Below are 24,586 nucleotides of genomic sequence, written 5' to 3' on the forward strand. Positions count from 1 at the left end.
ACGGTACGTCAGTACACCTGTCTGCATGGCGTCCTGCCACCCTCGCGTGACTCGTACACGAATGCATGAGTACTCGTACTCAGACTGCTAGTCGGCCAGGGCGGCGTCGAGCATCCGGCGGGCCACCGCCGTGAGTTCGGCCGGATCCGGTGCGGGCCGGGTGCGGGCCATCGCGCCGGCGAGGCGGTCGAAGAGCAGGCCCTCGGTCCAGGCGACCAGCAGTTCGGCGGCCTCCTGGGGCCGGGTGGCGCCCAGTGCCGTGAGAAGGGTGGCCGCACGGGCGCGGGCCGCCAGGCCCGCCTGGTGGAGGGCCGACTCCAACTCCGGCGTGCGCGCAGCCTCAAGGATGAGTTCGTAGCGGGCGAGTTGGCGCTCGCGGCCCGTGGTCAGCCAGCGGTGCAGCAGCGCCCCGAGCGAGGCCGCGACCTCCTCCCGCGAGACCGGTTGCGTCAACTCGAGGTCGTCCAGGTCCAGTTCCGCGAGGCGTGCGTAGCATGCGCCGATCAGTGCCGTGCGGGTGCGGAAGTAGTACGACGTACTGCCCGCGGGCAGCCCCGCGGCGGTGTCGATCGCGCGGTGGGTGAGCCCGCGCAGGCCGGCTGCGGCCACGGTGGCGATCGCGGTGTCCGCGATGAGGGTTCGGCGGTCGAGGCTGGACATGCCCTCACTCTACAGTTGTAGAGTGAGGGCTCCGCAAGCGTAGAGCGCCTGGACCGAACGGAGCGGTGTGCCATGCCGGAACGTCAAGCGGTGGTGGTCGGAGCCGGGATAGGCGGCCTCACGGCCGCCATCGCACTGCACCGCCGCGGCTGGCACGTCACCGTCTGCGAGCGCGCTCCCGAACCCCCCACCACCGGTGCCGGCATCGGCCTCGCCCCCAACGCCCTGCGCGCACTCGGCGCCATCGGCATCGACGTCGCGCACGCCGTCGGCAGCGCCGTCCCCGCGACGATGGGCCTACGCCGCTCCGACGGCCGGTGGCTCACCAGGACCGACACCGCCGACATGGCGGCCCGCTACGGCCTGGCCCCGATCGCCGTCCCGCGGTCGGCCCTTACCGCCGCCCTGGCCGCAGCACTGCCGCCGGATGCCCTCCGCTACGGCACCGCCGTGACCGCCGTCGACGACGCCGCGGGCCGCGCGACCGTCCGTACGGCAGCCGGCCCGGACCTCTCCGCCGATCTGGTCGTCGCCGCAGACGGTATCCACAGCCCGCTGCGCCGCGCGTACTTCCCCGCTCATCCCGGCCTGCACTACATCGGCGAGACCGCCTGGCGGACCATCGTGGACGCCCCGGACCTCCGGATACCGGCCATGAGCGAGACCTGGGGGCGGGGCGAGCGGTTCGGCGTGACCCCGCTCTCCGACGGCCGGTTCTACCTCTACGCCACCGCCGTCGTCCCGGCCGGCACCCGGTCGGCCGACCCCCGCGCCGAGCTCCGCCGACGCTTCGGCTCGTGGCACGATCCGATTCCGGCCCTGCTGGACCGCGTCGGCCGGCTCGACCCCGCCGACGTGCTCCAGAACGACCTCCACGACCTGGCCGCCCCGCTGCCGCGCCTGCACCACGGCCGGATCGCCTGGGTCGGCGACGCCGCCCACGCCATGGCGCCCAACCTCGGCCAGGGCGGCTGCCAGGCCATCGAGGACGCGGTGGTCCTCGCCCACCTGCTGCCCGCCGGAGCCGGTGACGACGGATCAGACTCCGTCCCGGCGGCCCTCGTCGCGTACACCGCCGCCCGCCGGATGCGCACCGACGCGCTCCGGATCCGCGCCCGCCGGGCCGGCCGCCTGGGCGCCCTCCGCAACCCGCTGGTGGCGGCGGCCCGCGACCTCGCGATCCGTGCCACTCCCGCCCGGCTGGCCCTGCGCGGCATGGACGACCTCTTCAGCGGCTTCCGGCTGCCCGGGTAGCGAGGTCCCACCGGGCCCACCACGCTCGGGTCGCCGCCCAGTTCCGGGTATCCGGGGATCTCCTCCCCGGTGGCCGGATAGAGTCGGGCCTTGGCAGCATTCCGCCGGACCCGTGTCACGTACTGACGGAGTGTCAGACCGGTTCCGGGGGAACCGGCGTGGGATCCGTGAGGTGACCGGCGGCGGTATTCTGTCGGACGGTTGTTGGTCGCGGTGGGAGGGGAGTCCAGGTGGCCGGGATGGTGACGCTCGAGACGATCGAGCTCGGGGACGGTACGACCGTGCGCGCCGAAGTCATCGGCGAGGTGAACTTCCAGCCTGACGGGGAGGACTCCGACTTCGGGGATGTCGGCCTGCGGGACCGCGCCGCGCAGGTCGGCTCGGCCGTGGCGCTCACGCTCGACCAGGTCCGCGGCACGGTCCAGGGGATCGGCCGGTGGGCGGCGGAGTCCATCACTCAGGGCCAGGCGGGTTCGCCGGACTCCTTCGAGGTCGAGTTCGGGCTCAAACTGGCGGTCAAGTCGGGCCAGTTGCTCGGGATCATCGCGGAGGCCGGCAGCGAGGCCGGGCTGACCGTCCGGCTGTCCTGGGACCTCGCGGCCCGCCGTGAGCGGGCGACCCCGGCCTCCGGAGCCGGCCCGGCCCCCGCCGTCGGGGAGTGAGCGGGCCACACCTGGGCCGTGCGCACGCCGACGCCCTGCACCGCTGTGCGGTCCGGGTCGAGGTCGCGGGCGCCTTTCGGGGCAGCGGATTCCTGGCTGGTCCGGGCTTGGTCGTGACCTGCGCGCACGTGGTCCCGGTCCTCCCCGGGCCGCGCCCCGGCCACGAGGCACCGTCCCGGCCCTGGAGGGCCAGGCGCCGGCTCCGCTCGCGGGGGCCGAGGCCGAGCCGGGCACCCAGCTCGCCGCCCTGGGTTTCTCCACCCACACCCCCTCGCCGGGTGTCGAACCGGACACCCTGGCGCTTCAGGTGGTCGGTCTCTCAGGGCCCTTCGTCCGCGTGCACGGCGCCGTGCAGCCGGGCTTCAGCGGCAGCATGGTGGTGGGGCCTGACGGCCTGGTGGCGGGTGTCCTCAAGGGCAGCCGCCACTACAAGCAGGACCTGGGCGGCTGGTACATCCCGCTGGCGGCCCTGACCGCGCTGCTCGGTCCGGCGGCCCGGCAGGGCGTACGGCCCCCGGGCGAACGGCCAGGAGCGCTGCCGAGTGACGCGCAGCTGGTCGAGGTGCTGATGGCGTTCCCGGTGACGGCGCGCGCCGACGGCCGCTTCGACCTGCTGGAGAAGATGGGGGACCACCTCGGCCTGCCGCACTCCTTCGAGGCGGAGGAGCGCGCCGACCGCCGCGACCACCTGAGCCGCATCGTGCGCCGCTGCCGGCACCACCGGGACGGGCGGGCCGCGCTGCGGGCGCTGTACACGGCGATGGAGGAACTGGTCCCGTACGACGGTGCGTTGGAGGATCTCCGGACCGTCATCGGGCGGGCGGCCGGGAGCTGGGAGAGCAGGTAGGGCTTTGGACGCAGGAGCGTACGGAGGGAGACCGTCCGGCGACTGGCGGCGGAGCCGGACCGCCGGCTGGCCCGACTGTGCCGACCGGCTGCTGTCCGAGATCCTGCTCGGCTTCCAGCGGATCTCCCGGCTGAACTTCCGTCAGGACTTCCTGGAGACGATGGGCCGCTCGGCGTACTGCCCGGGTATCGACGCGGACATCGAGGAACTTCCCGAAGCCCGGGCCCACGTACGGGAGATCGTGGCCGGCGTCGGCTGCCACCGCGACCCGGCGGCGGCACTCGGCGCCCTGTGCGAAGCACTCCACGAGCAGGCGCCGCAGGACGGGGCGCTGGCCTGGCTCGAGTTGACCGCGCTCGTGCTGAGGGGGGAGAGCGGACTGCCCACCGAGGCCCTGCTGCAGGCCGTCCAGTTGCTGCGGGCGCTGACGCCGTCGCCCGGCCCCGAGCAGCTCCGGCGCCATCTTCCGGACGGGGTCAGCGGGTTGGCACTGCTGCCGGCCGGAGCGACCCTGCCGGAGATCCTGCGGCGGCTGGTGGACCGGCGCGGCGCCGTCGACCCCGGTCCGGTGCTGTACTTCCTGCATGCGTTGACCGCCGACCCTGCGCTCGAAGAGCAGCCCGAACTCCCAGCGCTCCGGGCGCTGTTGCGCAGGATGGGCCGAGCCGACCCGAGCCCCGCGGCCGCCGGGCCGAGCCGCCTGATCGTGCAGATCCGGCTGGACCCCGAGACGCCCGAGCACATCGACAACGGCCGCTACCTGCTGCGGGCCTCCTTCTACCGCCAGCCGCTGGCCGGCGGCCGGTTCCGGCGGATCGACACCCTCGGCGTCACGGAGTCGCTCGCCAAGGACGAACTCATCACGGCGGGCAGCGCCCGACTGGCAGGCTGGGAGGCCCTGTTGGGCGCGCTGCGGGCCGCTGCGGGAGACCCCGTCCGGATCGAGTTCCTGCTGCCGGCCTCCCTGCTCGGCCACACCGCCGAACTGTGGTCCCCGAGCCGGAACGGGCAGCGGCTGGGGCACCACCACCCGGTGGTGGTGCGCTCCCTGGACCGCTACACCGACCCGTGGCTGGACCCCGTCCCGTGGCGTGAGCGGTGGCAGCACATGTTCGCCGAGACCATCGACCAGGACGTGCTGGGCCAGATCGGCTGGCCCTCGCTGCTGCCGGAACGGGCCGCCGAGCTGTCCCAGTGGCTGGCCGGCCGGCCCACCCTGGCCTGCATGGGGCTGGACACCCCGTACGAGGAACTCGACCCCCGGGTGCGCCGCGCCGTGGACGAAGCGATCTTCATCGACGGGGTGCCGGTGATGCTCTGGCGCCGGGTCGCGGGCGATCCGGCGGACCTGGTGACAGCGTTGCGTGCGCGGCGCCCGCGCTCGCTGGCCCAACTGCCGGAGGCGGTCCACCAGTACCGGAAGCTGACCCGGGCAGCGGTGAGCCAGGAGGGCATCACCCTGCTCTGGGACGACCCCGACTGTGTGGACCCCGACCAGGATGCTCCCTACCCGGGAATGCCGAACAGATGACGACTGATCACGAGGCGGTAGCGATGCCCGACAACTGGTTGATCTACCAAGGCACTGGCGTGCCGCACATCGGCATCGGGGCCCTGCCGCCGGCTCCGGTCTGGCGTGCGTTCGGCGACTGGGTCGAGCGGAAGGACGAACTGCCGCTCCCGCCCACCGAAGACGCGGGAGGCCTGACGGCCCGTCGGCTCGGCCGTCTCCGGCAGGCGACGGCCTACCAGGCCGACGAGCGCGAGGTCCAACTCGTCAACCTGGCACTGCACTTGCGGCGCCCGCTGCTGATCACCGGCAAACCCGGCGTCGGGAAGTCCACCCTCGCCTACGCGGTCGCCCACGAGCTGGGGCTCGGCCCGGTGCTGCGGTGGCCGATCAGCAGCCGCTCCACCCTGCGCGACGGCCTCTACACGTACGACGCCATCGGGCGGCTGCACGAGGCGGGGATCCGGGCCCCGCAGGACGGTCAGCGGCAGCCTCCCGCGATCGGCCAGTTCCTGCGGCTCGGTCCGCTCGGCACCGCGCTGCTGCCTTGGCGCGTCCCGAGGGTCGTTCTGATCGACGAGATCGACAAGAGCGACATCGACCTGCCCAACGACCTGCTGAACGTGTTCGAGGAGGGGGAGTTCGAGATTCCGGAGCTCCAGCGTCTCGGCCCGGGCGCCCAGGAGGTGTCCACTGCGGACCCGGGCCGCACGGCGATCGTCCGGGACGGCCAGGTGCGCTGCGCCGACTTCCCGCTGGTCGTGCTGACCAGCAACGGCGAGCGGGAGTTCCCCTCGGCACTGTTGCGGCGCTGCGTCCGCCTCGAGATCCAGCCGCCCACCGAGGAGCGGCTGGCCGCGATGGTCGCCGCCCACCTCGGCGAGGACGCGGCGGCCGACTCGCGCCGCACCGCGCTGATCACCGAGTTCCTGCGTCGGCAGCGCGAGGACGGTGCCGAGCTGGCCAACGACCAGCTGCTGAACGCCCTGCTGATGACCGAACGCGGGCTCTGGGACGGCGGGGCGGGGCGTGACGTCATCCACGACGTACTGCTGCGCCCGCTGAACGAGAGCTGAGGCGGCGTCCGGTGACCGAGCACGATCCTTCGGTGGACGAACGGGAGCCCGAGGCGACGGCGCACGCCGCCCTGCGGGAGGCGCTTGTGCAGCTGCTCGCGCCGGCTGGCAGCGATCCGCTGCCGCAGGACCTGGCGGACGTCCTCTGGATCTCCCGGCTCACCGGACTCGCCCCGTTGCCCGCCGGTGGCGCGGCGCAGCAGGGCGAGACGCCGACCCGCGCCGAGGAACCGGACCCGCTGACGGTCGATCAGCCCGAACCTGCTGCCGAGCCCTCCGGGCCTGACCGGCCGTCGGCCGGTCCGAAGGCCGAACTGCACCCCCGCGCCGCCGCCGAGGCCACCGGACCTGTCGGCACCCGCGGCGGCGAGGCCGTCCAGGTCACCCGTCCGGCCGCCCTCCCGGGTGCACTCGGCCTCGCCCGGGCGCTGCGGCCGCTGCGGCGTCCGCTGCGCAACCCGGTCGGGCGGGTGGAACGAGCCGGACTCGACGAGGAGGCCACGGCCGACTCGACGGCGGACGTGGGAGTGCTGCTGCCCGTCTGGCGGCAGGAGCAGCAGCGCCGGTTCTCGGTCGACCTGCTGGTGGACACCGGGGCCACCATGGCGGTCTGGCACGGCCTGGCCGGTGAGTTCGCGACCCTGTTGGAGCGTCACGGCGCCTTCCTGGACGTGCGGTGCTGGTCCCTGGACACCGACCACGCCGTCCCGCACCTGACGCCGTTCCGCCGCCGGAGCCGACGGCCCCGGGTCGCCCCGCGGCCGTCCGGCCCGGCCCGGAGCTGGGCCCGCCCGCTGGCCGACCCGCTGGGCCGGCGGATCCTGCTCGTCCTCACCGACGGCGTCGGCCCGGCCTGGTACGGCGAGGAACTTCCCGACTTCCTGGCCCGGGCCCTCGGCGGCCGGCCCGCGGCCGTCCTCCAGGTGCTGCCCCGCAGGCTCTGGCACCGTACGGCCCTGCGCCCCGCTCCCGTCGAAGGCCGCGCGGCCACCCACGGGCAGTCCGCCCCGGTCCTGCGCTCGGACGCGGCCCTGCCGGGGATCCCGCGCGGCCCCCGGGGGAGTACGGCTCGGGCAGCAGTGCGCTGGCTCCCGGTCATGGAGATCGACGCCGAATGGCTCACGCCCTGGGCCGAGGTCGTGGCCGGCCGCGCCTCCGGCTGGACGCCCATGCTCGCCGCTCCCGTTCGCGGGGTGCCCCGGCCGCAGCACCCAGGTCGCGCGGTTGAGGAACCTTTGACGGCCGCCGAGCGGGTCGCTCGGTTCCGGGCCGGTAGTTCCCCCGGTGCGTACCGGCTCGCCTGCCACGTCGCTGCAGCGCCGTTGAGCCTGCCGGTGATGCGGCTGGTCCAGCACGCCACGCTGCCCGTGTCCGGACAGCCGGAGCTCGCCGAACTCTTCCTCTCCGGGCTGCTGGAGCTCCGCGAGGAAGCCCTGGACCCGGACGAGGTGGTGTACGACTTCGGCGAGGGGGTGCGGGAGGAACTGCTGGCGGAGTTGACCCGCAGTGAGTCCGTCCGGGTGCTGGAGAGCGTCCTCGCCAAGGTGTCGGGCCGGGTCGCCGCCACCTTCGGCGGGACGTTGGACTTCCGTGCCCTCGCGGCGACTGCCGGTGCCGGCGGGCTGACGCTGCCGTCCAGGAGCCGGCCGTTCGCGGAGGTCGCGGTGGCGGTACTGGCCGGTGCGGGCGGGCAACACGCTGCGCTGGCACGGACGTTGAGTGCCGCGGTGGAGGCGGGTGCGGGTGCCGGGGAGGCGGACGGCACTGCGGTCCGGGGGGCGACTATCCGCCACCAGCTGCTCAGCCCTGCGCCGATCATCGGCCCGTCGGACCCGCCGCGCATGATCGGCCGGCAGCACGAACTCGCCCTGCTGGAGCAGACCGTTCTGACGAACCGTCATGCAACGGTGGTCATCGAGGCCGCACCGGGGATGGGCAAGCGCCGCTTGGTACAGGAGTACATCCAGCAGCACGGCGCACGCCACTCCTTCATCCACTGGATCGACGGAGACACCGTCTCGGTGGTCGCTGGACTCGCACAGCTGCGGTCGGCCCTGGACCCGTCCGCCCATTTCCCGTCCCTCAGCCAGTTGCTCCGCGAGCATCCGGGCTGGTTGATCGTCATCGACGATGTGTCCCAGGACAGCGTCCTCACCAGCCTCGGCGTCCGCTTCGGTCTCGCCGACGCCGGACCGGGCTGCCTGGTCGTCACGACGCCGTTGCTGAACGGCACTCAGGCTCCCGATGACGCCACGGTCATCACGCTCGGCGAACTGACCGACGGCGACCTGCTGCACGAACTGCGGATCCGACTCGGCCTGCTCCACGAGGTCCGTGAACTTGCCCATCCTCTAGGGCAATTGCTGAATCGCCTGCCACGGAATCCGGACCTGCTGCTGGGGTGGGACCTCGACGGGGAACTCGCCTCGATCGTTGAGGCCAGCGGGCTGGGGCGCGACTTCGAGGCTTCGGTGTCGGCCGTGAGCCGGGTCAGGACCTATCAGCTGCGCGAGCCCGCCGTCGCCATGGCGGCGATTCCGAGCCCCGCCGGGCAGCCACGGCTTGCCGTGTACGGCGGGAGCGGACTGGTGCACCTCTATGACCTGGCCGACGGGTCCGTCGTCGGCGAACCGATCGCACTGCCGCACTCCGCCGAGGTCGTGGCGATGGCGGCGGTGGGCGACGGCGATGGCCGTGTCGTGTTCTGCATCGCCGACAGTAATGATCAGCTTTACGGGAAGAGCGATGATGGATCCTTCGCCGTTCGCAAGACTGGGCTTCCCGGGAGGCTGGCCGCGATGGGCGGCTTCGTAGGCGCGGACGGGAGAAAGTCTGTCTGGACGGTGGACGACAGGGGCCACATGCACCTCCGGGATACGATCTCCGGCGCCCTCATCGAAACCCTGCCGGAGGTCCCGTTCCTGGTGGGACGGACCGTGACCACGGTTCCTCGCGGCGTTGGCCGGTCGGCTCTGCTCATAGCCGACGTCGAGGGCCGGGTGTATTGGTGCGAGTCGGACGGAACCGATCGCGTCGCTCTCGGCACCATCGCGCCCGCTGCGGCAAAGGCGATCGTCGGCCTCTCCGCCTCGCGGTACGAGTGCATGTTCGCGTCGCTCGGTGACCGGGACGATCAGGTCCACGTGTGGGAGATGCCCATCGCACCGAGGTCGGCGGCACCGCACTACCAGACCGGCCAGGACGTGAACCGGATCATCGCAGGCCGGTATCAGCTGTCCCGGCCGMTCGGCCGGGGCGGGGCGGGTATGGTCTGGGAGGCGGTGGATGTCCGGGACGGCTCGGCCGTCGCCGTCAAACGGTCCGTCCGTTCCGCTCTGTGGCGCGGTCGGCGGTCAGCGGTCTTCCGCAGCCAGGCCGACGCGCTCCGTGGACTGCGGCACTCGGGGATCACCACCGTGCATGCCGGGGGCGTCAAGGACGACACGGCCTACCTCGTACTCGATCTCATCGACGGCCCGGACCTCCGGAGTGTCCTCGGCGGCAGACGCTTGCCCCTGGAACGCACCGTGGCGGTCGGGCGCGGTGTGGCAGACGCGTTGGAGTACCTCCACGGTCACGGCATTGTCCACGGTGACGTCAAGCCCGCCAACATCCTGATCCGCCGCGCGACGGGCGAGGCCGTCCTCTGCGACTACGGTGTCGACTGGATCGCCGCACGGCGGCACGACACCGATTCGACCAGCCTCGAGATCAGCCGTGAGCTGGTGACGCCTCGTTACATGTCGCCGGAACAGGCCGGCGGCGCCGTGGCGGGCCCCACCAGCGACCTGTACTCGCTCGGCTGCGTGCTGCACGAGATGCTGACCGGCGCACCGCCGTTCACCGACCGGTCGGCTGCGCTGCTGACAAGTCGTCATATCGACACGGTTCCGACGTCCCCACAGCAGATCGATCCCGAGGTGCCGCAGGCGCTGGACGTGCTGGTCCGAGACCTGCTGCAGAAGGACCCCGACCTGCGACCGCAGAGCGCGGCGGAAGTTGCCCGGCGGCTCGCCTCGCCGGAGGTGCTGCGCCGCCCCGGCCGTCCGGTGGAGTCGGAGCCGCGGCTGACGTTCACGGTGCTCGGGCCGGTGCGCGCCTGGCGCGGAGAGGACCCCGTCGAACTGAGGCCCCGGCAGCTCGCGGTCCTCGCGGTACTGATCCTGAACTACGGCCGCCCGGTCACCACGTCGGCGCTGGTCGACGCCGTCTGGTATCCGCACGAAACGCCTCGGGCGGCCGCCAAAACGCTGGAGACGGACCTTAGGCAGATTCGGCATGCCCTGAACGCAGGATCTGTGGAGCCGGACGTGCTGGTGTCCGGGGAAGACGGCCACAGCCTTCGCGTCGGTGCAGGGGCGGTGGACGTGATGCTGTTCGAAGATCAGCTCCACCGCGCCGGCGAGGACCTTCGGAACGGCGACCCGCGCGCTGCCCTGCGGCACGTGCGGGACGCACTCGCCGTGTGGAAGGGCCGCCCGCTGGAAGACGTGCCCGGACCGTTCGCGTCGGTGAAGCGGGCCGCTCTGAACGAGCGTCACCTGCCCGCGCAAGAAATTGGGTTCGAAGCAGAGTTGGGGCTCGGCCGGGCCGCGGAACTTGTGGCCGAGCTGCAGGAACTCACGTCTGAGTACCCACTGCGGGAGCGGCTCCGGGCCTTCCTGATGCTCGCGCTCCACCGCTGCGGCCGGTCGGCCGAGGCGCTGGACGTCTACATCGACACTCAACGCGTTCTCCGCGAGGAACACGGCCGCCAGCCGGGCGCGGAGCTCACGGACCTGCACGCCCGGATTCTCGCCCAGGATCCCGGTCTGCAGCTGCCCGGCCAGGTCCTGCGCTTTGCGGTCCTGGGCCCGCTCACGGCCTGGCGTGACGAACGCCTGTCCCTCGGGTCACCCCAGCAGCAGGCGGTCCTCGCGATGGTCCTGCTGAATGCCGGGCGGCCGGTGTCCATGCAGACTCTGATCGACGGAATCTGGGGTGATCGACCGCCGCCGCAGGCCGCCGCAGCAGTGCGAACCTACGCGTCACGCCTTCGCGCGGTCATCGAACCTTCGCGCGGTGTACGGCAGTCGCCCCAGGTCCTGACGTCCGTCGCCGACGGCTTCGCGCTGCTGGTGCCGCCCGCCTCGATCGACCTGTCCGAGTTCGACAGTCGGATGGCCGAGGCCACCTCCGCGCGAGCGGCAGGAGCGCTCCGCAGCGCGCACCAACTCCTGCTGTCCGCACTGTCGTTGTGGCAGGGTACCCCGCTCGACGGCATTCCGGGACCGTATGCCGAGATGAGGCGTGCAGAGCTCTCCGAACGGCAGGTCGCGGCCTCGGAGATGTTGCACACGGTGGCGCTGGACCTCGGGCGGCACGAGGCCGTCGTGGCGGAACTCGCGGTGCTCGCAGCCGATCACCCGCTGCGGGAGCGGCTGCGCACACTCCAGATGCTCGCCCTGCACCGATGCCGGAGGTCATCAGAGGCGCTCAGGGTGTACCGGACGGCCCGGCAACTGCTGGTCGAGAAGCTCAGGGTCGAACCGGGCCCGGCGCTCACTGCCCTGTACCGTCGGATCGACGCCGACGATCCTGATCTCCTGCACGTCAGTGTGGATGACCTGTTCGGAGGGCTGGCTGCCAGCGACGCTGTGCAGCCCCCGACGGACGGCGGGCTCCCGCTCGTTCTGAGCAGTACTGTGCTGCCCCACGGCTCCGAACTCCCCGAGCAGGGTGTCGCCTTCGGCATCAACGACACCGACTTCGCGCCGGTGTTCATCGACTTCGAGACCGACCCGCTGCTCATCGTCCTCGGTGAGAGCGAGTCCGGTAAGTCGGCACTGCTGCAGTTGCTGATCAAGAAGATCACCGAGCGGTACACCCCGGACCAGGCCGGCATCGTGGTCGGCGACTTCCGCCGCTCACTGCTCGATGCGGTGCCGACGGAGTACCTGGTGGAGTACGCGGCAGCGGCGCCGCGCCTCGCAGAGATCGTGGAGATGGTACGCGGTGCCTGCGAGCGGCGGGTGCCCGGTTCGGACGTCACGCCGGAGATGCTGCGCAACCGCAGTTGGTACACCGGCAAGGACATGTTCGTGATCGTGGACGACTACGAACTGATCGCCACCTCCTGGGCCAATCCGCTGGCGCCGCTGGTCGAATATCTGCCGTTCGCCCGCGACATCGGCCTGCGCATCATCATCGCGCGAAGCTCCACCGGTGCCGGCCGCGCCATGTACGAGCCGGTCCTGCAGCGGATGCGCGAGCTGGGCGTCTCGGGTGTGCTGCTCTCCGGTGACGAGCGGGAGGGCCAACTGCTGGATGGCGTCCGCCTGCAGACGCTGCCACCGGGCCGAGGCAGCTACGTGTCGCACAGGTACCGGAGCGGCACGCTGGTCCAGATCGCCTTGCTGCCACCGTCCCCGCCTGCGGGCGAAGCCGACGATGTCCGGTCGACCGTCTGAACCTGGCGAAACCTCGCCCCGGGACCTCTCCGCGGCATAGCCACGTCCCCGTGCCGCCTGGTTCAACGGGCTTCCGTGTCCGGAATTTCCCCCGGGGCCGGGAAGCCCAGCCCTACCTGCCGGGAACGGCCGCTGCCTAGGTTTCCACACGCAACAACTCCTGTTTCCGGAACGCGAGTCGACGAGGGGGAAGTGTGGCTGATCTAGAGGCGGGCGTGCTGGCGATCGGAGCCGGCCCGGCGAACCTGGCACTGGCGGCGGCGATCGAGGAGTGCGGATCGACCGAACTGGCCGAGCGCACCCTGCTGCTGGAGCAGGCGCCGGACATCAAGTGGCAGCGGGATCTGCTGATGCCGTGGGCGCGCAGCCAGGTGTCCTTCCTGAAGGACCTGGTGACCCTGCGGGACCCGCGCAGCCGGTTCTCGTTCCTCAACTTCCTGCATCAGAACGGCAGACTGGACCAGTTCATCAACCTGGGCACGTTCCACCCGCACCGCTGGGAGTTCTCCGACTACCTGCAGTGGGTGGCCGCCTCCCTGGAAAAGGTGCAGATCCGCTACGACGCCAAGGCCACTGCCACCGAGCCGGTGTACGACGGCAAGGGCCGGCTGACCGGCTGGCAGGTGACGCTGGCCGACGGCGACACCATCCGCTGCCGGGACCTGGTGATCGGCGCCGGCCGGGACGCGCACGTCCCGCCGGTCTTCGCCGGTCTGCCTGCCGACAGGGTGGTTCACAGCGCCCGCTTCCGCAGCCGGATCTCCGCTGTGGAGAAGGACGCCCCGCTGCGCGCCGTGGTGATCGGCGGAGCGCAGAGCGCCGCCGAGATGTTCATGGCGGTCTACGAGAACCTGCCGAACTCCAGTGTCACCATGCTGGTCCGCTCGATCGGCCTGCAGAACTACCAGAGCAGCAAGTTCATCAACGAGCTGTTCTACCCGTCCTTCGTCGACGAGTTCTTCGACGCCCCGGCCGAGATGCGCGCCCAGGTGCTGGACGAGATGCGGCTGACCAACTACGCGGGCCTGGCCCCGCCGTTCCTGGAAGAGCTGTACCTGATGCTGTACCGGGAGAAGATGATCGGCACCGGCCGCGCCGAGGTGCAGGCGATGACCGAGGTGGTCGCCGCCCGCGAGGAGGACGGCGAGGTGGTGCTCGACCTGCGCGACCGACGCACCGAGAAGGTGACCGAGTACCGCTGCGACCTGGTGCTGCTCGGCACCGGCTACGACAGCCGGATGCCCTCTCTGGTCCGGGAGTTGACTGCGAAGGCGGGCGTGTCGGAGGTCAACGTCAGCCGCAACTACCGGGTCGACCTGGGTGAGACCGCGGGCGGTGCGCTCTACCTGCAGGGCGTCAACGAGGCCACCCATGGCATCGCCGACTCCCTGATCAGCGTGCTCGCCCACCGGGCTCGCGACATCTCCGGCGAGCTGCTCGCCCGGCACACCGCCCTCGCCGATCAGGGAAGCCAGTGATGGGCCGACTGCTGATCGTCGCCCCAGGCCCCACCGCCAACGGGGACCTCCATCTCGGCCACCTGGCCGGGCCGTTCCTCTCCGCCGACGTGTGCGCCCGGTACGCCCGGGCGAGCGGCCGGGACACCCTGTTCGGCACCGGCGTGCACTTCACCCAGAACTACATCGTCACCACCGCCCGCCGCCTCGGCGAGCAGCCCGAGCAGCTGCGGCTGCGCGCCGCCGAGCAGGTCGAGGCCACCCTGGCCGCGGCCGGCATCGAACCGGACGGCTTCGTCCGGTTCGACGAGCGGTACGTGAAGACCGTCCGACGGTTCTTCGAACGGCTGCACGCCGATGGGCAGTTGAGACTCCGGCCGATGACCTTCCCGTACCTGCCGGCCACCGGGGAGTTCCTCACCGACGCCTACGTGAGCGGCAGCTGCCCGGTCTGTCTGGGCGAGGGCTGCGCCGGGCTGTGCGAGAACTGCGGGCACTGGATCGCCTCCGGCGAGCTGATCGGCCCGACCTCCACCCAGCATCCGGAGCTGGCGGTGGAGTTGCGCGAGCGCGAGGTGCTGGTGCTACCGCTGGAGGAGCACCGGGCCGCGCTGACCGCGTACTTCGAGCGGCTCGCACCCACCATGCGGCCCCGACTGGCCCAGCTGGTCGAGGAGTTGATGGCCGCCCCGCTGCCCGACTACCCGATCACGCTGCCGATCGACTGGGGTATCCCCGCGCCGTTCGCCGAGACCCCGGGCCAGGTGCTGTACTCCGACACCGAGACCATCGCCTGGAGCCTGCACGCCATCGCGCTGGCCGCCGAGGCCCGCGGCGAGGTGCCCGGCGACCACGAGCGGTACTGGACCGCCCAGGCCGAGCCCGAGGTGGTGTACTTCTTCGGCTCCGACGCCAGCTTCGCCTTCGCACTGGCCGGCACCGCCATGCTGCTCGCCCTCGGCGGGCTTGCGCTGCCCGCGCACTTCGTCACCAACGAGTTCTACGAGCTGGACAGTGACAAGTTCTCCACCAGCCGCGGCCACGTGGTGACGGGCCGTCAGCTCGCCGCCGAGGTGCCGCGCGACCTGATCCGCTACTACCTGGCCGCCACCGCCCCCGACTGCCAGCGCACCAACTTCACCCGCGCCTCGATGGACCAGGTCTGCCAACAGCGCCTGGTCGAGCCGTGGAACCGGGTGGCCGAGAAGGCCGAGCAGTTCGTCGGCCTCGGCGAGCTGCCGGTCAGCGAACGTTCCCGGCAGGCCGGGAAGTTGATGGTGGAGCGGTTCGCCGCGTCGTTCGGTCCGCGCCGGTTCAGCCTCACCGGCGCCGCCTTCACCCTCACCGAGCAGCTCGGCCGGCTCGACCGCCGGCAGGTCACCGCGCGCGACGCCGGCGACTTCTGGCACGAGCTGGACCTCTTCCTGCGCTGCGCCGCCCCGCTGCTGGTCGACCTGGCCGCCGCGGGCCTGGTCGAGACGGCGATCCCGGCCGAACCGCAGGCCCGCTCGGTCCGCCCGCGGCCACTGCCCAGGCTCACCGGCGGCCAACGGTGACCAGTAACACCGCCGCGCACGTGGTGGTGGTCGGCGCCGGGGTCACCGGACTGCTCACCGCCGTCGCCTGCGCCCGGGCCGGACACCGGGTCACCGTGCTGGAGCGTGGCCCGGTCCCCAACCCCGACGCCACCTCGTACGACCAGTACCGGACGTTCCGCGCCCTGCTGCCCGGCGATCCGGGCGGCACCGCCGACCGGCTTGCCGCGCTCCGGCACTGGCAGGAGCTGGAGACCGTGTTCGGCGCCGCGCTGTACCGCCGGATCGGGACGGTCACCGCCTGGCCCGAGCACCGGCTCGCCGGGATCGTGGCGGATGCGCGCCGGGCCGGGGTGGCGGTGCAGCAGCTGACCGCGAGGCAGCTGCCCCGGCTCGGCCTGCCGCCTGGCACGGGGGCAGTGCTGGAGCGCCCCAGCGGGGTCCTGCTCGCCGACCGGGTGCTGCGGGCCGCCGCCCGCTGGCTGGCGATGCGGCCCGGCGTGGCGCTGCGACCGTACTGCCGGGTCACCGCGGTTCTCCCGGACTCCGGGCGGATCGTGCTGGCCGGCGGCGAGGTGGTCCGTGGGAACGCCGTCCTGCTCTGCGCCGGGCCGTGGACCCGGGAGCTGACGGACCATCAGGTGACGCTGTACCGGCAGACCATTCTCTACCTGCGCACGCCCGCACCGGATGCGGAGTGGTGGCAGGACGCGCCCGCCGCGGGCGGCCTGGGCCGCGAAGGGCGCGGCTGGGTGGTGCCACCCGGCTCGGGCGCCCTGCTCAAGCTCAGCTCGGACACCGTGTGCCGGCCCGCCGAGCACACCGACAGCACCGGCGAGGACCAACAGCCGTACGTCGACCGGCTGGTCGACGAGGGCGTGCTGCGCGGTCAGGGCCGCTACCCGCCGGCGGCCGTCCGGGTCTGCCACTACACCGCGGACGCCGCCACCGGCGGTCCGCTGCTGGACCGGGTCACCCCGGGACTCTGGGTCCGCGCCGCCTGTGGTGGCAGCGGCTTCTCCACCGCGCCCCTGGTCGCGGAACGCATCGCCACGGCAGTGAAGGAGGCGGCATGACCGACGACAAGCCACCGATCGGCGTCTTCGAGGCGCTCAGAGCCACCCCGGTCGCCGTCCGCTATCTGCTCGGTGGCGTCCTGGTCAACCAGCTGGCCGCGTTCGTCCAGACCTTCCTGGTGCTCTATCTGACCCACCGTGGGATGTCGGCCGGCACCGCCGGTCTCGCCCTCGGCGCCTACAGCCTGGGCACCGTGTTCGGCACCGTGCTCGGCGGGGAGATCACCCACCGGCTCGGCGCGCGCACCACGATCGTGGTCGCGATGACCGGCTCCGCGCCGCTGGTCGCCGTACTGCCGCTGCTGGCCAAACCCGGGCTGCTCGCCCCGCTGCTGGTCGCGATCGCGCTGGCCGGGCTGTTCGCCCAGGCGTACCGGCCGGCCGCCGCGGTGCTGCTCAGCGACCTGATGCCGGAGCGCTACCAGGTGATGGCGTTCTCCATGATGCGGATCGCCCTCAACACCGGTGCGGCGCTCGCTCCGCTGATCGCCGCCGGAGTGATCCTGCTCGACTGGGACCTGCTGTTCTGGCTGGACGGGGCCACCGCCCTGGTCTACGCGGCGCTCGCCTACCGGCTGCTGCCCCGGCACACGGTGCCGGAGAAGGGGCCGGAGGAGCAGGCGCAGGACCGGGCCACCCGCCGTACCGGCGGCCGGGCGGCGTACGCGGCGATGCTGCGCGACCGGGCGTACCTCGCCTACCTGGGGGCGGTGATGCTGGGCACGATCGCCTATGTGCAGTCCACCATCTCGCTGCCGCTGGAGATCGTGCACGACGGCTACTCGACCGGGCTGTACAGCGCGGTGCTGACCGCCTCCTCGGTGGTGCTGATCACCTGTGAGCTGAAGATCACCGCCTACATCATCCGGATTCCCACCTACCTGGCGGTCGGCCTCGGCTACCTGGTCAACTCGGTCGGCCTCGCCGTGTACGGGCTGGCCGTGCACTCCGGTGTGTTCGTGCTGTTCGGCGCGGTGCTCGCGGTGAGCGGGCTGATGATCGCCGGGCCCAGTATGTTCGCCCACCCCGCCACCTTCCCGGCCGAGTCGAAGGCCCGTTACCTCGGCACCATGCAGGCCGTCGTGGGCCTGGCCTCGGCGATCGGCCCGCTGCTCGGCGTCTTCGCGTGGACCCGGCTCGGCGCGGGCTTCTGGGTGCTGATGTCCCTGGTCAACGGCCTGGCCGGGGTGCTCGGGGTGTACGGCCTCAAGCGCCGGGCCGAGCTCCGGGCCGCCGCCGAGGCGGAGGCGGAGACCAGCGAGGAAATCGTGGGAGGGACGGTATGAGGACCCAACACCAGAGCACCCGACCGGTGTTGATCGTCGGCTATGTGGCCTTCGCGGTGCCCGGCATCGCCGCGTTCCAGGAGCCCGAATCGGTGGTGTACGTCGAGGAGCCGGACGTCGCCCGCAAGCGGCACGTCGCCGAGGCGCTGGAGCAGGTGCCGTTCGCCCGCGGGCTGATCGAGTGGGAGTACCACCTGCCCGGCCGGGCCGACTCCTTCTTCGCGGCCCACCCGGGGCTCGACCCGGTCGCCGTGATCCCCGCCGTGGAGTACGCGGTGCCGTTCGCGGCCCGGCTGGCGGAGCGCTACGGGCTACCGGGGGCGAGCCTGGGCGCGGCCCAACTGCTGCGCGACAAACACCTGTTGCGCACCGTCGCGGCCGTCGCCGGGATCGCCAACCCGGCCTCCGAGCCGGTGGGCAGCGCCGCCGAGCTGGCCGGCTTCATGGCCCGGCACCCCGGCCCGGTGGTGCTGAAGCCCACCAACCGGCAGGCCTCGGTCGGCACCCGGGTGGTCCACCGCCCGGAGGAGGCCGAGGAGGCGTGGGCGCAGTGCCAGGTCCAGGACGAGGGGGCGTTCGTCCCGGACCGGCCGAGGGAGTCGTCGATGCTGGCCGAACACTTCGTCAGCGGACCGGAGTTCAGCGTGGAGATGCTGGTCGCCGGCGGCCGCCCGGTGTTCGCCAACACCACCGGCAAGGTGCTCTACCCCGGCCCGTACCCGATCGAGGCCGGTCACACCGTCCCGGCCGAACTGCCCGAGGAGCAGCGCAAGATGCTGGTCGCCGAGACGGAGCGGCTGTCCGCCGCGGTCGGCTTCGGTGACGGGGTGCTGCACTGTGAGTGGATTCTGCAGGACGGCGTCCCGGTGCTGGTGGAGTGCGCCGGACGCCTCCCGGGTGACTCGATCGCCGACCTGATCGAGGCCGCCTATCCGGTCGAACTGGTGCGCGCCTACTTCGCGTTGATGAGCGGTGAGCCGCTCGGTCCGCTGCCCGAGCGGGCCGAGCAGGCGACCGCCGCGCGCTTCCTGGCCCCCGACCGGCCGGGCACCGTCACCGCCGTGCACGGGCTGGACGCGGCGGCTGCCGCCGAGGGCGTGCAGCTGGCCGTGGTCGGCATCGGCCCCGGCCACCGCACCGCCGGGCTGCGCAGCTCCTGGGACCGGGTCGGGATCGTCACCACCCTGGCCGACACCCCCGCCGAGGCCCGCAGCGGACTGAAGGAGTACCGCGAGTACCTGGTCGGTCCGATGAGCCGCCGCGCCCGCGCCGCCGGGCTGGAACTGCTGCTGGTCAACAACCTGCGGCCGACCTGGCAGAACGAGTACTTCGACGAGATCGTGGTCGCGAACGTCTTCGACACCGAGGTGATGAACGCCACCGTCCGCGAGATCGCCGCCCGCCGGACCATCGTCGGGCTGCTCTGCTGGGACGAGCCGCTGGTGCTGGACGCCGGCCTGCTGGCCGCCGAACTCGGCGTGCCGGGCCTGTCCGAGCGCGGCGTGCGCGGGGTGCGCGACAAGGACCGCACTCGCACCGTGCTCACCGCGGCCGGCCTGCGCCAGCCCGGCTTCGCGCTCACCGCGGACCTGGACGAGGCCCGGGCCGCCGCCGAACGGATCGGCTATCCGGTGGTGCTCAAGCCGCGCGCGATGGGCGCCAGCATCGGCGTGGTTTTCGCCGCCGATGCGGGCGAACTCGACGCGGCCTTCGACACCGCGCTCTCCGCCAGCTGGGTCGACCCGGGGCCGTACCGGGCCAGCGTGATCGTCGAGGAGTACGCGGGCGGACCGGAGATCAGCGTGGACGGCGCCGTCCACAAGGGCGAGTACCTGCCGCTCTTCCTGGCCCGCAAGTACAGCAGCGACGAGCCGTACTTCGAGGAGGTCGGCCACATCGTCGACGCCGCCGACCCGCTGCTCGCCGACCCCGCACTGCTGGAGGTGCTGGCGAGCGCCCACCGGGCGCTCGGTGTGGAGGACGGCATCACCCACACCGAGCTGCGGCTCACCGACCGGGGCCCGCTGATCATCGAGGTGAACGGCCGGCTCGGCGGCGACCTGATCCCGCTGCTCGGCCGGATCGCCACCGGCCTGGAGCCCGGCGAGGTGCTCTTCGACGTCGCGGTCGGTCGCCGCCCGGAGATCGCCCCCACCCGCGCCGCGGTGGCCGGCATCCGGTTCGGCTACCCGGAGCAGGACTGCCGGCTGGACGCACTGACGGTCCCCGCGGCCGGTGACGCCGCAGGCCTGGTCGCCGCCGCCCCGATGGCCCCGCCGGGCACCGTGCTGAGGCTGCCTCCCGGCGGCTACCTGGCCCGGCACTCCTTCGTGGTCTGCGAGGCCGACACCCTGGCCGCCTGCGAGCAGCGGCTCGAGGCCGCCGCCGCGCTGGTCCGCCTGGACGCCTCCCCGGTGGGGCCGCCCGCGCAGGACGCGCCGTTCGCCATGCCCGCCGGACTGCTGGACGTGGACCAGTGAGCGCCGTGGACGCCCTCGGGGCACCGCAGGACGCGGCGGAGATCCTGGCCCGGGCCCGTGCGCTGGCACCGGTGCTGCGGGAGCGCGCGGCGGAGATCGAGGCCAACCGTACGCTGCCCGCCGACGTGGTCGAACTGCTGCGCGGCACCGGCGTGTTCCGGATGTGCTTCGCCCGTGAGTGGGGCGGCCCGGAGCTGACCTCGATGGAGCAGCTGGCCGTGGTGGAGACGCTGGCCTACGGCGACGCCTCGGCGGCCTGGTGCGCCGTGATCGGCGCCAACAGCGGCCTGCTCGGCAACTTCCTGCACCAGTCGGTGGTCAAGGAGGTCTACCCGAGCCTGGACCTGGTCACCGCCGGCGTGCTCGCGCCGGCCGGTCGGGCCGAGGTGGTGCCCGGTGGCTTCCGGCTCAGCGGCCGGTGGTCCTTCGGCTCCGGTATCAAGCACAGCGACTGGGTGACCTCCGGTGCGTTCATCTTCCAGGACGGCGAGCCCTGGGCCGCTCCCGGCAGTCAGCACTCGCACGACTCCCGGCAGTTCCTGGTGCCCCGCTCGGCGGTCGAGGTGGTGGAGAACTGGGAGACCACCGGCCTGTGCGGGACGGGCAGTTGCGACTACACGATGACCGACGTGTTCGTCCCCGAGGAGCACACCTTCACCTTCTACGAGGTCCGCGGCACACCGAGCCCGCTCGCCCAGCCGGACTCGTTCATGCGCGCCCTGTGCGGGGTGCCGCTCGGCGTGGCCCGCGCCGCGCTCGACCACGCCCGGGAGGTCGCCAGTACCCGGTACGACCGGATGGCCGGCCGCGAGTGGTCGGAGAGTTGGCGGGTGCAGACCGAACTCGCCCGCTGCGAAGCGGAGTTCAATGCCGCCCGGGAGGGCGTGTACGGGGCCGCGCGGCGCCAGTGGGAGGTGCTGGCGGCCGGTGGCACCCTCGACGACCTGACCCCGACCGAGCGCGCCGCCTCGCCGCTCGCCTGGCTGCACGCCTTCCGTGCCTCCCGGGCCGTCGTCGTCCGGCTCTACGACCTGCTGCAGACCTGGTCGATCAACCACTCCTCGCCGATGGACCGCTGGCTGCGCGACACCGCTGTGATGTGCCAGAACCTCACCGCCCAGGACGCGGTGCTGGAGTCGGTCGGCGCCTACCTGCTCGGCCGGCCGCCGATGTTCCGGATCAGCCTCGGGCTGGACCGCTGACCCCATGGAAGGACGTGACGACATGACGACGGAGATCCTGCGCCGGGCCCGTGCGCTGGCACCGGTGCTGCGCGAGCGCGCACCGGAGATCGAGGCGAACCGTACGCTGCCCGCCGAGGTGGTCGAACTGCTGCGTGGCACCGGCGTGTTCGGGATGTGCTTCGGTCGCGAGTGGGGCGGCCCTGAGCTCACCTCGATGGAGCAGACCGAGGTGGTGGAGGCGCTCGCGTACGGCGACGCCTCGGCCGCCTGGTGCGCCGTGATCGGAGCCAACGGCGGCATCTACGCCAACTTCCTGGACCAGGCCGTGGCCAAGGAGCTCTTCCCGCGGCTGGACCTGGTGGTGGCCGGCCTGCTCCAGCCCTCCGGCCGGGCCGAGCGGGTGCCCGGTGGGTTCCGGCTCAGCGGCCGCTGGTCCTTCGGCTCCGGTATCAAGCACAGCGACTGGGTGACCTCCGGTGCGTTCATCTTCCAGGACGGCGAGCCCTGGGCCGCCCCCGGCAGCAAGCACTCGCACGACTCCCGGCAGTTCCTGGTGCCCCGCTCCGCGGTCGAGGTGATCGACAACTGGGACACCACCGGCCTGTGCGGCAGCGGCAGTTGCGACTACACGATGACCGACGTGTTCGTGCCGGAGGAGCGCACCTACACCTTCGACCCCGCGCACAGCCGCCCCGGCCCGCTCGCCCAGCCCGACGCCTTCACCCGGGCGATGTGCGGGGTGCCGCTCGGCGTGGCCCGCGCCGCTCTCGACCACGCCCGTGAGGTCGCCAGCACCCGGTTCGACCGGATGGCCGGCCGGGCGTGGGCCGACAGCTGGCGGGTGCAGACCGAACTGGCCCGGCTGGAAGCGGAGTTCAACGCCACCCGGGAGGGCGTGTACGGCAGTATGCGCCGCCAGTGGGAGGTGCTCGCGGCCGGCGGGACCCTGGACGACCTCACGCCCACCGAGCGCGCCGCCTCACCGCTGTCCTGGCTGCACGCCTTCCGCAACTCCCGGGTCATCGTGGCCCGCACCTACGACCTGTTGCAGACCTGGTCGATCAACCGCAGCTCGCCGATGGACCGCTGGCTGCGCGACACCACCGTACTGGCCCAGCACCTGGTCGCCCAGGACTGCATCCTGCAGTCCGCCGGGGCGTACCTGCTCGGCGGCACGCCCGAGTTCGGCATCAGCCTCGGCATCGTCTGACGCCAGCCTGCCGCGTCCGCGCGCGGCCCGGAAAAGGAACCCCATGAGCAGACTCGTCCTTCTGGTCAACCCCAACAAGGTCCATCCGCCGATCGCCCCCTACGCGCTCGACGTGCTGACCACCGCACTGGAGACCGCCGGCTTCGAGGTGGAGGTACTGGACCTGACCTTCCACCGCGAGGACTGGAAGTCCTACCTGAGCGAGTACTTCGCCAGGCGCAGCCCGATGCTGGTCGGGGTGACCGTCCGCAACACCGACACCGTGTACGCCTTCGAGCAGCGCCCGTTCGTCGGCGAGCACCTGGAGATCATCACCGAGATCCGCCGGCTCAGCGACGCCCCGATCGTCGGTGGCGGGATCGGCTTCTCGACCATGCCGTTCGCCCTGGTCGAGTACTTCGGCATCGAGTACGGCGTGAAGGGTCCGGGCGAGAAGATCCTCTGCGAGCTGGCCTCCGCACTCGCCGAGGGCCGGGACACCGCCGGTGTCGCCGGGCTGATCCGCAACACCGAGCGGGGCGCGGTCCGGGTCCCGCCCGCGGTGCTCACCGTCCGCCACGGCGCGGCCCAGGAGGTGGAGGCCACCGGGCAGTTCGAGTCCAGGGTGTGGCAGGTCGACCAACTGTCGGTGTACCGCCGGCGCTCCGGGGAACGCCACCGGGTGGACAACCTGGAGTACTACCAGCGCGGCGGCCTCGGCTCCATCCTCACCAAGAACGGCTGTGCCTTCCGCTGTTCGCACTGCGTGGAGCCGGACGCCAAGGGCATCCGGTACGGGCAGCGGGAGATCCCCGCGGTGGTGGACGAGATGGAGGACCTGGCCGCCCAGGGCATCCTCGACCAGCACACCACCGACAGCGAGTTCAACCTCCCCATCGCGCACGCCAAGGCGCTGCTGCGGGAGATCGTCCGCCGTCGGCACGCCGACCCGGACAACCCGCTGAACCGGCTGCGACTCTGGGTCTACTGCCAACCCAGCCCGTTCGACGAGGAGTTCGCCGACCTGCTGGCAGCGGCCGGCTGCCGGGGCGTCAACGTCGGCAGCGACCACATCCGCCCCGACATGCTCAGCGGCTGGAAGGTCACCGAGAAGGGCAGTACCTACTACACCTTCGCGGACACCGAGCGGCTGGTGCGGCTGTGCCGTGAACGCGGCATCCTCACCATGGTGGAGGCCCTGTTCGGCATGCCGGGGGAGACTCCGGAGACCATGAAGGCGTGCGTGGACGCCTTCATGGCGCTGGACGCCACCGTCACCGGTTTCTCGCTAGGGCTGCGGCTCTTCCCCTACACGCCGATGGGTATGGAGATAGCCGCGCACTGCGACGGGGTGCGCACCTTCCCCGGCCTGCAGTCCAACACCGCGAGCGGCCCGATCGTGCTCAAGCCGCTGCGGCAGTGCGCCTCCCCGGCCGAGTACGAGCGGCAGTTCATGTTCGACGAGCAGGGCAACTTCCGACTGGTCTGCTACTTCTCGCCCGACCTGCTACCGGACCCGGCGCGGGCCGCCGACCCCGAGGAGCGCTGGCACGGTGCGGTCACCGCGCTGTGGGACCTGGTCGACCCGGCCGAGCTCTTCCGGGTGATGCTGCCGACCGTCGAGGGCATGAGCGAGAACGACAACAACTACGCCGACAACCCTTTCCTGACCGGTCTCAGCGGCCTCGGCTACACCGGAGCCTTCTGGTCGCACTGGCGCAGCCGGGAGGAGATCCTGCGCAAAGCCAGGGAGGGGAGCGCCGCGCTCGCACCTTCCGGCGTGCTGGAGTGAGCCGCCCGAGGATTTGCTGACGAACCGTCAAGACTGTGACTTCATCGCGGCGAACAAGAGTCAAATGCCGATCAACATCTGATGATATTTGACACTTGAGGGAACTATTTGACCGGCGCCATGATGAGG

The 24,586-nt window shown here is 72.1% G+C and carries 15 protein-coding genes; 14 read left to right on the plus strand and 1 reads right to left on the minus strand.

Going from position 1 to position 24,586, the window contains the following annotated elements:
* Window positions 1-87: 87 nt before the first annotated feature.
* Complete coding sequence (locus ACXJMZ_RS03880; RefSeq protein ID WP_457028550.1) at window positions 88-660, minus strand: TetR/AcrR family transcriptional regulator; 573 nt, start codon at window positions 658-660, stop codon at window positions 88-90.
* Between the two features lie 72 nt (window positions 661-732).
* Here ACXJMZ_RS03880 and ACXJMZ_RS03885 point away from each other — a divergent pair, with 72 nt between their 5' ends.
* The 14 genes from ACXJMZ_RS03885 to tsrT all read left to right on the plus strand — a co-directional run bounded on the left by ACXJMZ_RS03885 (window position 733) and on the right by tsrT (window position 24,457).
* Entirely contained in the window at window positions 733-1,914 is a 1,182-nt protein-coding gene (locus ACXJMZ_RS03885; protein WP_457028551.1) for an FAD-dependent oxidoreductase, read from the plus strand.
* Window positions 1,915-2,153: 239 nt separating this feature from the next.
* Window positions 2,154-2,576, plus strand: a complete 423-nt coding sequence (locus tag ACXJMZ_RS03890; RefSeq protein WP_457028552.1) for a CU044_2847 family protein — start codon at window positions 2,154-2,156, stop codon at window positions 2,574-2,576.
* Between the two features lie 307 nt (window positions 2,577-2,883).
* On the plus strand, window positions 2,884-3,423 hold the full coding sequence (locus ACXJMZ_RS03895) for an effector-associated domain 2-containing protein (protein WP_457028553.1): 540 nt from the start codon (window positions 2,884-2,886) through the stop codon (window positions 3,421-3,423).
* A 4-nt stretch (window positions 3,424-3,427) separates the two neighbouring features.
* On the plus strand, window positions 3,428-4,954 hold the full coding sequence (locus ACXJMZ_RS03900) for a VMAP-C domain-containing protein (RefSeq protein WP_457028554.1): 1,527 nt from the start codon (window positions 3,428-3,430) through the stop codon (window positions 4,952-4,954).
* On the plus strand, window positions 4,951-6,009 hold the full coding sequence (locus tag ACXJMZ_RS03905) for an AAA family ATPase (RefSeq protein ID WP_457028555.1): 1,059 nt from the start codon (window positions 4,951-4,953) through the stop codon (window positions 6,007-6,009). Before ACXJMZ_RS03900 ends, ACXJMZ_RS03905 begins: the two co-directional genes overlap by 4 nt.
* Window positions 6,010-6,095: 86 nt before the next feature.
* Complete coding sequence (locus ACXJMZ_RS03910; protein ID WP_457028657.1) at window positions 6,096-12,458, plus strand: SAV_2336 N-terminal domain-related protein; 6,363 nt, start codon at window positions 6,096-6,098, stop codon at window positions 12,456-12,458.
* A gap of 194 nt (window positions 12,459-12,652) precedes the next feature.
* Window positions 12,653-13,936, plus strand: a complete 1,284-nt coding sequence (locus ACXJMZ_RS03915) for a lysine N(6)-hydroxylase/L-ornithine N(5)-oxygenase family protein (protein ID WP_457028556.1) — start codon at window positions 12,653-12,655, stop codon at window positions 13,934-13,936.
* Window positions 13,936-15,471: a class I tRNA ligase family protein gene (locus ACXJMZ_RS03920; protein ID WP_457028557.1), complete on the plus strand. Its 1,536-nt coding sequence runs from the start codon at window positions 13,936-13,938 to the stop codon at window positions 15,469-15,471. Before ACXJMZ_RS03915 ends, ACXJMZ_RS03920 begins: the two co-directional genes overlap by 1 nt.
* A complete protein-coding gene (locus ACXJMZ_RS03925; protein WP_457028558.1) occupies window positions 15,468-16,526 on the plus strand; it encodes an NAD(P)/FAD-dependent oxidoreductase in 1,059 nt (352 codons plus the stop codon). The genes ACXJMZ_RS03920 and ACXJMZ_RS03925 overlap by 4 nt, the downstream gene beginning before the upstream one ends.
* Window positions 16,523-17,812 carry an MFS transporter gene (locus tag ACXJMZ_RS03930; protein WP_457028559.1) on the plus strand — a complete coding sequence of 430 codons (1,290 nt, stop codon included), beginning with the start codon at window positions 16,523-16,525 and terminating at the stop codon, window positions 17,810-17,812. Before ACXJMZ_RS03925 ends, ACXJMZ_RS03930 begins: the two co-directional genes overlap by 4 nt.
* On the plus strand, window positions 17,809-20,292 hold the full coding sequence (locus ACXJMZ_RS03935) for an ATP-grasp domain-containing protein (protein WP_457028560.1): 2,484 nt from the start codon (window positions 17,809-17,811) through the stop codon (window positions 20,290-20,292). The genes ACXJMZ_RS03930 and ACXJMZ_RS03935 overlap by 4 nt, the downstream gene beginning before the upstream one ends.
* The gene (locus tag ACXJMZ_RS03940) at window positions 20,289-21,494 is read left to right on the plus strand and encodes an acyl-CoA dehydrogenase family protein (protein WP_457028561.1); all 1,206 of its coding nucleotides are present in this window, start codon (window positions 20,289-20,291) and stop codon (window positions 21,492-21,494) included. Before ACXJMZ_RS03935 ends, ACXJMZ_RS03940 begins: the two co-directional genes overlap by 4 nt.
* Before the next feature lie 22 nt (window positions 21,495-21,516).
* Window positions 21,517-22,686 carry an acyl-CoA dehydrogenase family protein gene (locus ACXJMZ_RS03945; RefSeq protein ID WP_457028562.1) on the plus strand — a complete coding sequence of 390 codons (1,170 nt, stop codon included), beginning with the start codon at window positions 21,517-21,519 and terminating at the stop codon, window positions 22,684-22,686.
* 43 nt (window positions 22,687-22,729) lie between these two features.
* Window positions 22,730-24,457 carry a tryptophan 2-C-methyltransferase gene (gene tsrT / locus ACXJMZ_RS03950; RefSeq protein WP_457028563.1) on the plus strand — a complete coding sequence of 576 codons (1,728 nt, stop codon included), beginning with the start codon at window positions 22,730-22,732 and terminating at the stop codon, window positions 24,455-24,457.
* Window positions 24,458-24,586: the final 129 nt, after the last annotated feature.

The organism is Kitasatospora sp. P5_F3, from assembly GCF_054049135.1.